The 15,113-nt window shown below is 54.4% G+C and carries 4 protein-coding genes, 2 tRNA genes and 5 rRNA genes; 9 read left to right on the top strand and 2 right to left on the bottom strand.

Annotation, left to right across the window (positions count from 1 at the left end):
• The first annotated feature begins 135 nt into the window (after nucleotides 1-135).
• From BZG29_RS00845 to BZG29_RS00810, 8 genes are all read left to right on the top strand, one after another.
• Nucleotides 136-3,025, top strand: a 23S ribosomal RNA gene (locus tag BZG29_RS00845).
• A gap of 137 nt (nucleotides 3,026-3,162) precedes the next feature.
• Nucleotides 3,163-3,275, top strand: a 5S ribosomal RNA gene (rrf, locus tag BZG29_RS00840).
• 691 nt (nucleotides 3,276-3,966) lie between these two features.
• Nucleotides 3,967-5,497 (top strand): 16S ribosomal RNA (locus tag BZG29_RS00835).
• 100 nt (nucleotides 5,498-5,597) lie between these two features.
• Nucleotides 5,598-5,674, top strand: a tRNA-Ile gene (locus BZG29_RS00830).
• A gap of 19 nt (nucleotides 5,675-5,693) precedes the next feature.
• Nucleotides 5,694-5,769, top strand: a tRNA-Ala gene (locus BZG29_RS00825).
• A gap of 259 nt (nucleotides 5,770-6,028) precedes the next feature.
• A 23S ribosomal RNA gene (locus BZG29_RS00820) occupies nucleotides 6,029-8,904 on the top strand.
• 137 nt (nucleotides 8,905-9,041) lie between these two features.
• Nucleotides 9,042-9,154, top strand: a 5S ribosomal RNA gene (gene rrf, locus BZG29_RS00815).
• Together the 16S, 23S and 5S rRNA genes with 2 tRNA genes alongside form the textbook arrangement of a ribosomal RNA operon.
• A gap of 215 nt (nucleotides 9,155-9,369) precedes the next feature.
• Nucleotides 9,370-10,233 carry a type II CAAX endopeptidase family protein gene (locus tag BZG29_RS00810; RefSeq protein ID WP_253192742.1) on the top strand — a complete coding sequence of 288 codons (864 nt, stop codon included), beginning with the start codon at nucleotides 9,370-9,372 and terminating at the stop codon, nucleotides 10,231-10,233.
• Nucleotide 10,234: 1 nt separating this feature from the next.
• Here BZG29_RS00810 and dacB read toward each other — a convergent pair whose 3' ends face one another.
• Both dacB and BZG29_RS00800 read right to left on the bottom strand, forming a co-directional pair.
• Nucleotides 10,235-11,737: a D-alanyl-D-alanine carboxypeptidase/D-alanyl-D-alanine-endopeptidase gene (gene dacB / locus BZG29_RS00805; protein WP_077398258.1), complete on the bottom strand. Its 1,503-nt coding sequence runs from the start codon at nucleotides 11,735-11,737 to the stop codon at nucleotides 10,235-10,237.
• A gap of 8 nt (nucleotides 11,738-11,745) precedes the next feature.
• Nucleotides 11,746-12,984 carry a nucleoside recognition domain-containing protein gene (locus tag BZG29_RS00800; protein WP_034753725.1) on the bottom strand — a complete coding sequence of 413 codons (1,239 nt, stop codon included), beginning with the start codon at nucleotides 12,982-12,984 and terminating at the stop codon, nucleotides 11,746-11,748.
• A gap of 216 nt (nucleotides 12,985-13,200) precedes the next feature.
• On the opposite strand from BZG29_RS00800, the gene BZG29_RS00795 reads away from it, so the two are divergent.
• The gene (locus BZG29_RS00795; RefSeq protein WP_077408900.1) at nucleotides 13,201-15,018 is read left to right on the top strand and encodes an ABC transporter substrate-binding protein; all 1,818 of its coding nucleotides are present in this window, start codon (nucleotides 13,201-13,203) and stop codon (nucleotides 15,016-15,018) included.
• Nucleotides 15,019-15,113 lie beyond the last annotated feature (95 nt).

Here is a 15,113-nt window from a genome sequence, read left to right as displayed (position 1 = left end):
TTATTGATCGGTTTGCCGTAAAAGGTAAATCGATGGGTAATGATTGTATGTATCAACAAACAAGCAACAACGTTGTACTTTCTTATCCCTGTAGCGCTCTTTTCGTTTGAAAGAATGAAGAGGCTAACGTTATAGGGACAAGCGAATAAGTGCACATGGTGGATGCCTTGGCGATTACAGGCGATGAAGGACGTAGTAGCTTGCGATAAGCTGCGGGGAGTGAGCAAACACACTTTGATCCGCAGATTTCCGAATGGGGCAACCCACCCTTTTAGGGTATTGCATACTGAATACATAGGTATGCAAGGCGAACGCGGCGAACTGAAACATCTAAGTAGCTGCAGGAAAAGAAATCAACCGAGATTCCCAAAGTAGCGGCGAGCGAAATGGGAGGAGCCTGTACGTGATAGTCGGACCGATAACAGAATCCTCTGGAAATAGGAGCCATAGCGGGTGATAGCCCCGTATGTGAAATCGGACCGGTGATACTAAGCGTACGACAAGTAGGGCGGGACACGTGACATCCTGTCTGAATATGGGGGGACCATCCTCCAAGGCTAAATACTCGTAATCGACCGATAGTGAACCAGTACCGTGAGGGAAAGGCGAAAAGAACCCCGGAAGGGGAGTGAAATAGATCCTGAAACCGTGTGCATACAAACAGTAGGAGCGGACTTGTTCCGTGACTGCGTACCTTTTGTATAATGGGTCAGCGACTTACATTCAGTGGCAAGGTTAACCGAATAGGGAAGCCGTAGAGAAATCGAGTCCGAATAGGGCGATCAGTCGCTGGGTGTAGACCCGAAACCAAGTGATCTACTCATGGCCAGGATGAAGGTGCGGTAACACGCCCTGGAGGTCCGAACCCACTAATGTTGAAAAATTAGGGGATGAGCTGTGGGTAGGGGTGAAAGGCTAAACAAACTTGGAAATAGCTGGTTCTCTCCGAAAACTATTTAGGTAGTGCCTCAAGTATCACCATCGGGGGTAGAGCACTGTTATGGCTAGGGGGTCATTGCGACTTACCAAACCATTGCAAACTCCGAATACCGATGAGTGCGAGCTTGGGAGACAGACGTCGGGTGCTAACGTCCGGCGTCAAGAGGGAAACAACCCAGACCGCCAGCTAAGGTCCCAAAGATTGGCTAAGTGGAAAACGAAGTGGGAAGGCTAAAACAGTCAGGATGTTGGCTTAGAAGCAGCCATCATTTAAAGAAAGCGTAATAGCTCACTGATCGAGTCGTCCTGCGCGGAAGATGTAACGGGGCTAAGCCAGTCACCGAAGCTGCGGATATTGTTCTGTGATTTATCACAGATATATATGGTAGGAGAGCGTTCTGTAAGCCTGCGAAGGTGTCTTGTAAAGGATGCTGGAGGTATCAGAAGTGCGAATGCTGACATGAGTAGCGATAATGGGGGTGAAAAGCCTCCACGCCGTAAGCCCAAGGTTTCCTGTTCAACGTTCATCGGAGCAGGGTGAGTCGGCCCCTAAGGCGAGGCAGAGATGCGTAGCTGATGGGAAGCAGGTTAATATTCCTGCACCGTCGTATGATGCGATGGGGGGACGGATCGCGGAAGGTTGTCCAACTGTTGGAATAGTTGGTTTTTGGCTCATAGAAGGTACTTAGGCAAATCCGGGTACGGAATTCAAGGGGTTGAGACGAGTGAATTTATTCACGAAGCAATCGGAAGTGGTTCCAAGAAAAGCCTCTAAGCTTCAGTCATACGAGACCGTACCGCAAACCGACACAGGTGGGCGAGATGAGTATTCTAAGGCGCTTGAGAGAACTCGGGAGAAGGAACTCGGCAAATTGGTACCGTAACTTCGGGAAAAGGTACGCCCCGGTAGCTTGATTGGTTTACTCCATGAGGGTGAAAGGGTTGCAATAAACTGGTGGCTGCGACTGTTTAATAAAAACACAGCACTCTGCAAACACGAAAGTGGACGTATAGGGTGTGACGCCTGCCCGGTGCTGGAAGATTAAATGATGGGGTGCAAGCTCTTGATTGAAGTCCCAGTAAACGGCGGCCGTAACTATAACGGTCCTAAGGTAGCGAAATTCCTTGTCGGGTAAGTTCCGACCTGCACGAATGGCGTAACGATGGCCACACTGTCTCCTCCCGAGACTCAGCGAAGTTGAAATGTTTGTGATGATGCAATCTACCCGCGGCTAGACGGAAAGACCCCATGAACCTTTACTGTAGCTTTGCATTGGACTTTGAACCAATCTGTGTAGGATAGGTGGGAGGCTTTGAAGCGGGGACGCTAGTTCTCGTGGAGCCAACCTTGAAATACCACCCTGGTTTGTTTGAGGTTCTAACCTTGGTCCGTTATCCGGATCGGGGACAGTGCATGGTAGGCAGTTTGACTGGGGCGGTCTCCTCCTAAAGTGTAACGGAGGAGTTCGAAGGTACGCTAGATACGGTCGGACATCGTGTTGATAGTGCAATGGCATAAGCGTGCTTAACTGCGAGACTGACAAGTCGAGCAGGTACGAAAGTAGGACATAGTGATCCGGTGGTTCTGTATGGAAGGGCCATCGCTCAACGGATAAAAGGTACTCTGGGGATAACAGGCTGATTCCTCCCAAGAGTTCATATCGACGGGGGAGTTTGGCACCTCGATGTCGGCTCATCACATCCTGGGGCTGTAGCCGGTCCCAAGGGTATGGCTGTTCGCCATTTAAAGTGGTACGTGAGCTGGGTTTAAAACGTCGTGAGACAGTTTGGTCCCTATCTGCCGTGGGCGTTGGAAATTTGAAGGGGGCTGCTCCTAGTACGAGAGGACCGGAGTGGACGAACCTCTGGTGTACCGGTTGTCACGCCAGTGGCATTGCCGGGTAGCTAAGTTCGGAAGAGATAACCGCTGAAAGCATCTAAGCGGGAAACTTGCCTTGAGATGAGATTTCCCAGAGCCTTGAGCTCTTTGAAGGGTCGTTCGAGACCAGGACGTTGATAGGCTGGGTGTGGAAGTGCAGTAATGCATTAAGCTAACCAGTACTAATTGCCCGTACGGCTTGTCCCTATAACCTTAGCAGGTACAGAGGATGAGAAAGTACATGTTGCGTGTGTGTTGATACACCAATTCATTACCCCAATCTTTGCTTCTTCCCGATTCAGGCTTTGTCGTCCTACAGGAGACAAACGCCAGTACAAGTTATGCCTGATGACCATAGCAAGTTGGTCCCACCCCTTCCCATCCCGAACAGGACCGTGAAACAACTTTGCGCCGATGATAGTGCTGCAACCAGTGTGAAAGTAGGTTATCGTCAGGCTTGTTATTCGCAGTAAGAGAAAAACCCGATCAGCAATGGTCGGGTTTTTTTTCGTCTGGCGGTTTACTCTCCAGGTATTACTGGAAATGCAGTCGTCAAGCTGTGCTTTATCCCTTACTAAGGCTGTTGTTCTCGCCTGGCCAGCGCCGACCTGGTGCAGCTGCCCGTGAATCCGCTCATTAATAGGCAAGCGTCAATGGTCACCAGGGCATTCCGAATGGTATTGCCTGGTCAATTTGATAGTGATATGGCATCGTGTCATTAAATTTCACACTTTCTTAGAATAAACCTTGCTGCCTGCGTATAGCTTTGCTATAGTTCGCCTCCCCAATGAGACGCTGCAGTTTGCGAAACAACGGGATCACTGGAAACGGTGAGGGTAGTAAAAAGAAGGTTGACGGATTTAGCGAAATGCTTCATACTCTTTCTTCTTCGCAGCTGACAAACACAACGCTTTGTCGATAGCGCGAAAGCAGTACCGAATACAGTTCTTTAACAATTAACAGTCGATAAGTGTGGACATTTGATGTAAGTGCAGCAGCGATCTTCGGATTGCTGTAATACTTAAAATATATCAAATGTTCACAAGAAATAATGAAATAGGATACTTCTTCGGAAGTAGCCTGTCAGTTTTTTGAGTGAGCGACCCGTCGCAAGACGGTGCCAATAAAATGGCAAAGTAACAGAGATTAAACTGAAGAGTTTGATCCTGGCTCAGATTGAACGCTGGCGGCATGCCTTACACATGCAAGTCGAACGGCAGCACGGAGCTTGCTCTGGTGGCGAGTGGCGAACGGGTGAGTAATATATCGGAACGTACCCTAGAGTGGGGGATAACGTAGCGAAAGTTACGCTAATACCGCATACGATCTAAGGATGAAAGTGGGGGATCGCAAGACCTCATGCTCGTGGAGCGGCCGATATCTGATTAGCTAGTTGGTAGGGTAAAAGCCTACCAAGGCATCGATCAGTAGCTGGTCTGAGAGGACGACCAGCCACACTGGAACTGAGACACGGTCCAGACTCCTACGGGAGGCAGCAGTGGGGAATTTTGGACAATGGGCGAAAGCCTGATCCAGCAATGCCGCGTGAGTGAAGAAGGCCTTCGGGTTGTAAAGCTCTTTTGTCAGGGAAGAAACGGTGAGAGCTAATATCTCTTGCTAATGACGGTACCTGAAGAATAAGCACCGGCTAACTACGTGCCAGCAGCCGCGGTAATACGTAGGGTGCAAGCGTTAATCGGAATTACTGGGCGTAAAGCGTGCGCAGGCGGTTTTGTAAGTCTGATGTGAAATCCCCGGGCTCAACCTGGGAATTGCATTGGAGACTGCAAGGCTAGAATCTGGCAGAGGGGGGTAGAATTCCACGTGTAGCAGTGAAATGCGTAGATATGTGGAGGAACACCGATGGCGAAGGCAGCCCCCTGGGTCAAGATTGACGCTCATGCACGAAAGCGTGGGGAGCAAACAGGATTAGATACCCTGGTAGTCCACGCCCTAAACGATGTCTACTAGTTGTCGGGTCTTAATTGACTTGGTAACGCAGCTAACGCGTGAAGTAGACCGCCTGGGGAGTACGGTCGCAAGATTAAAACTCAAAGGAATTGACGGGGACCCGCACAAGCGGTGGATGATGTGGATTAATTCGATGCAACGCGAAAAACCTTACCTACCCTTGACATGGCTGGAATCCCCGAGAGATTGGGGAGTGCTCGAAAGAGAACCAGTACACAGGTGCTGCATGGCTGTCGTCAGCTCGTGTCGTGAGATGTTGGGTTAAGTCCCGCAACGAGCGCAACCCTTGTCATTAGTTGCTACGAAAGGGCACTCTAATGAGACTGCCGGTGACAAACCGGAGGAAGGTGGGGATGACGTCAAGTCCTCATGGCCCTTATGGGTAGGGCTTCACACGTCATACAATGGTACATACAGAGCGCCGCCAACCCGCGAGGGGGAGCTAATCGCAGAAAGTGTATCGTAGTCCGGATTGTAGTCTGCAACTCGACTGCATGAAGTTGGAATCGCTAGTAATCGCGGATCAGCATGTCGCGGTGAATACGTTCCCGGGTCTTGTACACACCGCCCGTCACACCATGGGAGCGGGTTTTACCAGAAGTAGGTAGCTTAACCGTAAGGAGGGCGCTTACCACGGTAGGATTCGTGACTGGGGTGAAGTCGTAACAAGGTAGCCGTATCGGAAGGTGCGGCTGGATCACCTCCTTTCTAGAGTTTGCACGAATCATGTAAATGGTTCACGCATCAAATGTTCACACTTATCGGCTGTTAGTAAGAGAAGAAACAGTAGTCGTAGTAGCACCGCGTTGGGGCTGTAGCTCAGCTGGTTAGAGCACCGTGTTGATAACGCGGGGGTCGTTGGTTCGAGTCCAACCAGCCCTACCAGCTAATTAGTAAAATCTCAGGGGGATTAGCTCAGCTGGGAGAGCACCTGCTTTGCAAGCAGGGGGTCGTCGGTTCGATCCCGTCATCCTCCACCACGTTTTACCGAAAGTGCAAATGTAAGCCAGTCAAACAGACGCGGTTTAGATTTGATCTTTTAGCGATCAAAGCTGTTTCGTTCTTTAACAATCTGGAAGAAGTAAAGATTATTTATTGATCAAGTCTATGCGTGCAGCAATGCATGAGGCGACTTGATGGGTAATGATTGTATGTATCAACAAACAAGCAACAACGTTGTACTTTCTTATTCCTGTAGCGCTCTTTGATTACTTCGGTAATCAGAGGCTAACGTTATAGGGACAAGCGAATAAGTGCACATGGTGGATGCCTTGGCGATTACAGGCGATGAAGGACGTAGTAGCTTGCGATAAGCTGCGGGGAGTGAGCAAACACACTTTGATCCGCAGATTTCCGAATGGGGCAACCCACCCTTTTAGGGTATTGCATACTGAATACATAGGTATGCAAGGCGAACGCGGCGAACTGAAACATCTAAGTAGCTGCAGGAAAAGAAATCAACCGAGATTCCCAAAGTAGCGGCGAGCGAAATGGGAAGAGCCTGTACGTGATAGTCGGACCGATAACAGAATCCTCTGGAAATAGGAGCCATAGCGGGTGATAGCCCCGTATGTGAAATCGGACCGGTGGTACTAAGCGTACGACAAGTAGGGCGGGACACGTGACATCCTGTCTGAATATGGGGGGACCATCCTCCAAGGCTAAATACTCGTAATCGACCGATAGTGAACCAGTACCGTGAGGGAAAGGCGAAAAGAACCCCGGAAGGGGAGTGAAATAGATCCTGAAACCGTGTGCATACAAACAGTAGGAGCGGACTTGTTCCGTGACTGCGTACCTTTTGTATAATGGGTCAGCGACTTACATTCAGTGGCAAGGTTAACCGCATAGGGAAGCCGTAGAGAAATCGAGTCCGAATAGGGCGATCAGTCGCTGGGTGTAGACCCGAAACCAAGTGATCTACTCATGGCCAGGATGAAGGTGCGGTAACACGCCCTGGAGGTCCGAACCCACTAATGTTGAAAAATTAGGGGATGAGCTGTGGGTAGGGGTGAAAGGCTAAACAAACTTGGAAATAGCTGGTTCTCTCCGAAAACTATTTAGGTAGTGCCTCAAGTATCACCATCGGGGGTAGAGCACTGTTATGGCTAGGGGGTCATTGCGACTTACCAAACCATTGCAAACTCCGAATACCGATGAGTGCGAGCTTGGGAGACAGACGTCGGGTGCTAACGTCCGGCGTCAAGAGGGAAACAACCCAGACCGCCAGCTAAGGTCCCAAAGATTGGCTAAGTGGAAAACGAAGTGGGAAGGCTAAAACAGTCAGGATGTTGGCTTAGAAGCAGCCATCATTTAAAGAAAGCGTAATAGCTCACTGATCGAGTCGTCCTGCGCGGAAGATGTAACGGGGCTAAGCCAGTCACCGAAGCTGCGGATATCCTTTATTGGATATGGTAGGAGAGCGTTCTGTAAGCCTGCGAAGGTGTCTTGTAAAGGATGCTGGAGGTATCAGAAGTGCGAATGCTGACATGAGTAGCGATAATGGGGGTGAAAAGCCTCCACGCCGTAAGCCCAAGGTTTCCTGTTCAACGTTCATCGGAGCAGGGTGAGTCGGCCCCTAAGGCGAGGCAGAGATGCGTAGCTGATGGGAAGCAGGTTAATATTCCTGCACCGTCGTATGATGCGATGGGGGGACGGATCGCGGAAGGTTGTCCAACTGTTGGAATAGTTGGTTTTTGGCTCATAGAAGGTACTTAGGCAAATCCGGGTACGGAATTCAAGGGGTTGAGACGAGTGAACTTGTTCACGAAGCAATCGGAAGTGGTTCCAAGAAAAGCCTCTAAGCTTCAGTCATACGAGACCGTACCGCAAACCGACACAGGTGGGCGAGATGAGTATTCTAAGGCGCTTGAGAGAACTCGGGAGAAGGAACTCGGCAAATTGGTACCGTAACTTCGGGAAAAGGTACGCCCCGGTAGCTTGATTGGTTTACTCCATGAGGGTGAAAGGGTTGCAATAAACTGGTGGCTGCGACTGTTTAATAAAAACACAGCACTCTGCAAACACGAAAGTGGACGTATAGGGTGTGACGCCTGCCCGGTGCTGGAAGATTAAATGATGGGGTGCAAGCTCTTGATTGAAGTCCCAGTAAACGGCGGCCGTAACTATAACGGTCCTAAGGTAGCGAAATTCCTTGTCGGGTAAGTTCCGACCTGCACGAATGGCGTAACGATGGCCACACTGTCTCCTCCCGAGACTCAGCGAAGTTGAAATGTTTGTGATGATGCAATCTACCCGCGGCTAGACGGAAAGACCCCATGAACCTTTACTGTAGCTTTGCATTGGACTTTGAACCAATCTGTGTAGGATAGGTGGGAGGCTTTGAAGCGGGGACGCTAGTTCTCGTGGAGCCAACCTTGAAATACCACCCTGGTTTGTTTGAGGTTCTAACCTTGGTCCGTTATCCGGATCGGGGACAGTGCATGGTAGGCAGTTTGACTGGGGCGGTCTCCTCCTAAAGTGTAACGGAGGAGTTCGAAGGTACGCTAGATACGGTCGGACATCGTGTTGATAGTGCAATGGCATAAGCGTGCTTAACTGCGAGACTGACAAGTCGAGCAGGTACGAAAGTAGGACATAGTGATCCGGTGGTTCTGTATGGAAGGGCCATCGCTCAACGGATAAAAGGTACTCTGGGGATAACAGGCTGATTCCTCCCAAGAGTTCATATCGACGGGGGAGTTTGGCACCTCGATGTCGGCTCATCACATCCTGGGGCTGTAGCCGGTCCCAAGGGTATGGCTGTTCGCCATTTAAAGTGGTACGTGAGCTGGGTTTAAAACGTCGTGAGACAGTTTGGTCCCTATCTGCCGTGGGCGTTGGAAATTTGAAGGGGGCTGCTCCTAGTACGAGAGGACCGGAGTGGACGAACCTCTGGTGTACCGGTTGTCACGCCAGTGGCATTGCCGGGTAGCTAAGTTCGGAAGAGATAACCGCTGAAAGCATCTAAGCGGGAAACTTGCCTTGAGATGAGATTTCCCAGAGCCTTGAGCTCTTTGAAGGGTCGTTCGAGACCAGGACGTTGATAGGCTGGGTGTGGAAGTGCAGTAATGCATTAAGCTAACCAGTACTAATTGCCCGTACGGCTTGTCCCTATAACCTTAGCAGGTACAGAGGATGAGAAAGTACATGTTGCGTGTGTGTTGATACACCAATTCATTACCCCAATCTTTGCTTCTTCCCGATTCAGGCTTTGTCGTCCTACAGGAGACAAACGCCAGTACAAGTTATGCCTGATGACCATAGCAAGTTGGTCCCACCCCTTCCCATCCCGAACAGGACCGTGAAACAACTTTGCGCCGATGATAGTGCTGCAACCAGTGTGAAAGTAGGTTATCGTCAGGCTTGTTATTCGCAGTAAGAGAAAAACCCGATCAGCAATGGTCGGGTTTTTTTTCGTCCGCTGATTCCTTGCCATCCTTTTCCCGCTTTCAGTCATTCCCCACGGGTGCATAAAATACAACATCTCTCGATATTTATATAAGTGCTTATATAAATACTGCTACTATCGCTGTATGAAACAAGTAGCAACCATACCCTGACAACCGACGAGGAAAGCGATGATGGACAACACCCTGAGCATGGCAACGAAGAAATCCCCCCTGGCGCGCCTGATGGCCTATCCCCTGGTGCAGATCGTGCTGGGCATGGTGCTGACCTTTGCCGCGGTGCCGCTGGTGATGGGCCTCGCTTCCCAGCTGGTGGAAAAGCCTTACCGCATCCTGTGGCCGCAGTTGCTGGCGGCGGTACTGGTGTGGTTCGGTTACCGTTTCTACGTGCGGCGCATCGAAAAGCGCCAGCCGGCGGAACTGGCGATGCCGGGCATGGCGGGGGAACTGGGGCGTGGCCTGCTGCTCGGCGCCGGACTGGTCTTTCTCACCTTTGTCGTGCTGGCAGCGCTGGGCGTATATCAGTTTAGCGGCGTCAACGCCCTGAGCTTGATGTTGCTGTTGCCGCTGGCTGAACTGGTGCTGGTCGGCATGGCCGAGGAGATGATGTTTCGCGGCATCCTGTTCGGCGTGACGGCACGTGCGCTGGGCAGCAAGGCCGCCATCGTGATTTCATCGCTGGTGTTCGCCCTGGCCCATTTGCCCAATGCCGGCTTTTCGCTGCTGGCCATCATTGCGATTGCTGCGTATGGCGTGTTGCAGGCCGCCCTGTACATGCGGACGCGCCGCCTGTGGGTTTGCATCGGCACGCATGTCGGCTGGAATTACTGTGTCAGCCAGGTGTTTTCCTCGACGGTATCGGGCCATGCGGCCACGGACGGCCTGCTGCGCGGCGAACTGGTGGGCAATGCCATGCTGACGGGCGGCGTCTTCGGCGTGGAAGCGTCGCTGGTGACCGTCTTGCTGATCGGTGCCGTCGCCGCCTACGTGCTGCGCCTGGCGTTTGCCAGCGCACCACGCACGGCACGGGACTAGTCTATTGGCCGGCGACCACCGGCGCGACGCCGCTCCTGGCCACCCACTCGATCAGCGCGTCGACGGCGGCGCGGCCATTGCCGTTACCCACCAGGTCGCTATTGATCATGGCGACCACCACGCATTGCTGGTTGTTGGCGTCGGGCACATAGCCGGCGATGGCCACGACATTTTTTAACGTTCCCGTCTTGATGCGGGCCCGCGCGGCGGCCGGGCTATTCAGCAGGCGCTTGCGCATGGTGCCGTCCAGCGCCACGATGGGCAGGCTGGACTGGAACTCGGGCGCCCACGGACTTTGCTGCATCGCCTGCAAGACGCCGGCCATTTGCGCTGGCGCAATGCGTCCCGTGCGCGACAAGCCGGAACCGTTGTCGACCAGCATGCCCTGGGTGTCGATATGGTGCCGCTGGAACCATTCCTGGATGACTTGCCGCGCCCGGCTGGCCGTATCTTCCGGCGCCGCCATGGCGACGGGGCGGCTGCCCAGCCAGCCATCGCTCTGCAAACTGCCGAGGCTCAGGAACAGGGTGCGGGCCAAAGTGTTGTCGGAGGTCTTGTTGATATCGCGCAAGACCTCGGGCAAGGCGCGCGCCACGTGGTCGGCCAGCATGCGCGTGCCGACCGGTTCGGCCGTCGGCGGCAAGCCCGTAAACGGCGCTTCGCGCACGGTGCCCGTGATCGTGCCACCCAGGCGTTTCCAGGTGGCGCGGAACAAGCGGTCCGCATAATCGTTGCGATCGAGCACATTGATGCTGGTGGCCTTGCTGCAGTTTTGCGGGAAGGTGCCATGCAGTATCACCTGCAGCTTGCCGCTCGCATCGCGCCGGTATTCGGGCGGACGCCAGCCATCTTCCCACCGGGCGCAACTGCCCTTGACCAGTTTCATGTCGCTCGTGATGCTGACGTTCTCGAGCGGCGGCTGCATCTGGAAGCTCAATTGCCGCTCCGTCGCACTGATGTTGATATCGATCAGATTGGTGTTCAGCAATAAGGCGTCGGGGATGACGTTGTAGCGGAACTCGGCCGACTCGTCGAAGGGCGCCGCGCCGATGTCGGGCCGGGCCGGCTGGAACAGTTGGCGGTCGAGAATCAGATCGCCCTTGATTTTCACGATGCCCTGATTACGCAGGGTTTGCAGCATGTGCGCCAGCACGTCCGCATTGAAATCCGTGTCGGCGCCGCCGCGCAGGATCAAATCACCCTTCAGCACGCCATTGATGACGTCGGCGCTGGTACGCAATTCCGTGCGGCCGCGGAAGATGGGACCGAGCTGCTCCAGGCCCACGGCCGTCGTCACCAGCTTCATGGTGGACGCGGGCTGCATGCTGCGTTCGGCCCCATGCGACAGCACGGTGGTGTTGCCGCGCAAGACGATGGCGCCCATGGCGTCTTCCGGGATATTCGCGCTGCGCAGCAGCAGGCTGACGGATTCGGGCAATTGCGCGTGGGCGGTCGACAGGCCCAGACCCGCCAACAGCGCAGCCATCAGAACAGGACGTAACATGGTGCTCCTTAGTGGAAAAAGACGTAGGCAACGAAGACGGCCGTGATCACGCCGGCCAGATCGGCGATCAGGCCGGCCGTGATCGCATAGCGCGTCTTGCGGATGCCGACGGAACCGAAATACAGGGCCACGATATAGAAGGTGGTGTCGGCCGAGCCCTGGAAGACGCAGGCCAGGCGGCCGACGAAGGAGTCGACGCCGTAGGTATTCATGGCATCGATCATCATGGCTTTCGAGCCGGAACCGCTGAGCGGCTTCATCATGGCCGTCGGCAGGGCGGGCACGAAGTCCGTATTGATGCCCAGGTTGGCGAAGAACCAGTTCATGCCGCTCATCAGGAAATTGAACACGCCCGCGTTGCGGATCACGCTGATGGCCACCAGCATGCCGACCAGGTAGGGAATCACGGTGATCGAGGTCTGGATGCCGCCTTTCGCTCCTTCGATGAAGGCGTCGTACACGTTCACCTTCTTGCGCAGGGCGCCGATGATGAAAATGGCAATGACGCTGATCAACACCAGGTTGCTGACCACCTTCGAGACCAGCTCGATTTCCTGTTTCGTCAGATATTGCGTGAAATACCAGATCATGGCGACGATGGCGCTCGTCATGCCGCCCATCCAGCCCAGCACGACCCTGTTAAGCAAGTTGATGCGTTGCTTGATCGACACGGTGATGATGCCGACCATGGTGGCGACGTAGGTGGCGATCATGCAGGGGATAAAGATGTCGGACGGGTCGGCCGCACCGAGGATGGAGCGCTGCGCCATGATGGCCAGCGGAATCAGGGTCAGGCCCGAGGTGTGCAGCACCAGGAACATGATTTGCGCATTCGTCGCCTCTTCCTTGTTCGGGTTCAAGGTTTGCAGGCTTTCCATGGCTTTTAAACCGAACGGCGTGGCCGCATTGTCCAGGCCAAGCAGGTTGGCCGAGAAATTCATCACCATGTGGCCCGTGGCCGGATGGTCTTTCGGAATTTCCGGGAAGATGCGCGAAAAGAAGGGCGCGATCACTTTCGCCAGCCAGCCGACGATGCCGGCTTTTTCACCGATGTTCATGATGCCGAGCCACAAGGTCATCACGCCGGCCAGCGGCAGGGCGATATCCATCACGCCCATGCGCGCCGTCTCGAAGGTGCCGTCGATGATGCGCTTGAAGATATCGGTATCGCCGAGAAACAGCCACTGCAGCACTGCGGCCAGGAAGCCAACGAGGAAAAAGCCGGACCAGATGTAATTAAGTGCCATATGCGATCAGTTCTGTGTGTCGGGAGTAAAAAATGTCTGCAAACAAAGTATAGGGGCAGCCCGATACGAGTTGATGAAAGAATGCAGCAATCGCATGCCAAAAAGTTATAAGCTGGCAGCCTGTTTTCATTGGCGCCCCGTAGCTTGCCCGCGTAGTGTGGGGGATGCCTGTCGCTAATCGCTGTTCGTTACCTTGTCTGCACTGGATCACTGATGATGTTTTTACGCAAAACCGCCTGCGCCGCCGGCCTGGCCCTGTTGACGCTGTTGAATGTACCGGCCCACGCCGCCGAGGCTGCGTCCGCCAGCACCGCCCGCGCGAACAAGACCTTGCACTTGTTCCTCAGCACCAGCGAGACGGGCCTGGACCCGGCCGTGGCGTCGGATCTGGCCAGCCTGAACTTGATGGAAAACATCTTCGACCCGCTCTTGCGTTATGACTACCTGGCGCGCCCCGTGCAGCTGCAGGGCAACACGGCGCGCGCCATGCCGACGGTGGAAGATGGCGGGCGCACGTACACCTTTCACTTGCAGCCAGGCATCTTCTTCACACAAGATCCCGCTTTCAAGGGCCAGCCGCGCGAAGTGACGGCGCAGGATTATGTCTACAGCCTGACGCGGCTGTATGACCCCAGCCTGAAGTCGCCGTGGCTGTTCTTGCTGGAAGACAAGCTAGTGGGCGATGCGGCCCTGAAAACCAAATTCAGCTACGACACGCCGATCGCCGGCTTGCAGGCGCTGGACAAATACACCTTGCGCATTCGCCTGAACGGTGTCGATCCGAACTTCCTGTTTTACCTGGCCATGCCGGCGACAGCCGTGGTGGCGCGCGAAGTGGCTGAAGCGTACCCGGCGGCAGGGCAGATCGGCAACCACCCCGTGGGCACGGGGCCGTTCCTGGTGAAGGAGTGGAAGCGCAGCGACAAGATCGTGCTGCAGGCCAACCCGACTTTTCGTGCCACCGTGTTCCATACGGATGCCAAGGCGCTGGCCGCCTTGCCGCTGGACGCGCGCGCCATCGCCACCGCGCTGGAAGGCCAGCGCTTGCCGCTGGTCGAGCGCATCGAGGTGCGCATCGTTGAGGAATATCAATCGCGCATGCTGGGGTTTTTGAAGGGCGAATTTGATTACCTGGAGCAAGTGCCGGAATCGATGACAGACATGGTGCTGGAAAACGGCGCGCTGAAACCTGCATTGGCCGCCAAGGGCTTGCAGCTGACGCGCTTTCCCGTGTTGCAAACGTATTACATGTGGATGAACATGGACGATCCCGTGCTGGGCGGCATGAGCAAGGACAAGCTGGCCCTGCGGCGCGCCATCGCCCTCAGCTACAACGGCCGCGAAGACATCGCGCTGCTCAAAAAAGGACTGGCCTTGCCGGCGCAGTCGCCGCTGCCGCCGAATGTGCTCGGCTACGACAAGCATTACCGCAGCCCCGTCGGCTACGATCCCGCGCTGGCGCGCGCCTTGCTGGACCGCTTCGGCTACAAGATGGGCGCCGACGGTTTCCGCACGCAGCCGGACGGCACGCCCTTGCTGCTCACCATGCATACGGAACCGAGCACGGTGGGACGGCTGCGCGACGAATTGTGGCGCCGTAACCTGAACGCCATCGGCGTGCGCGTGGAATTTAAAAGCGACAAGAAGACGGAAATCATCAAGGCTTCGCGCCTGGGCAAGGTGCAGATGTTCGAGACCAACTGGATCGCCGACTTCCCCGATGGCGATAACTTTATGCAATTGTTGTACGGCGGCAACGTTGGCCGCGCCAACTATGCCCGCTTCAACTTGCCCGATTACAATAAACGCTATGAGGAGGCGCGCCTGCTATCCGATACGCCGCGCCGACGCAGTCTGTACTTCGACCTGTTTCAGCTGATCCACGCTTATACGCCGTGGGTGTTGCTGACGCATCCCATCTCTGCCGACCTGCAGCAACCGTGGCTAAAAAACTACAGGCGCCACCCCGTGGAATTCACGTCCTGGCGCTATCTGGACGTGGATAAAACCAGGGCTAGCCCCGCAGGCAAGTGACCATGTCGCTGAAAAGGGCATTCATTCCAAAAAGTTATGGTTAGGAAAGCATTTTTCATTGGCTGGGCCCGGATGCATCGCGCTACTCTGAAAAT

Origin of the sequence: Janthinobacterium sp. LM6, assembly GCF_002002885.1 — a bacterium.
In the GTDB taxonomy this organism is placed as follows: Bacteria; Pseudomonadota; Gammaproteobacteria; order Burkholderiales; family Burkholderiaceae_D; genus Janthinobacterium; species Janthinobacterium kumbetense.
Note: the sequence above shows the minus strand (reverse complement) of the source record. Positions and strands in the feature narration are given on the sequence as shown.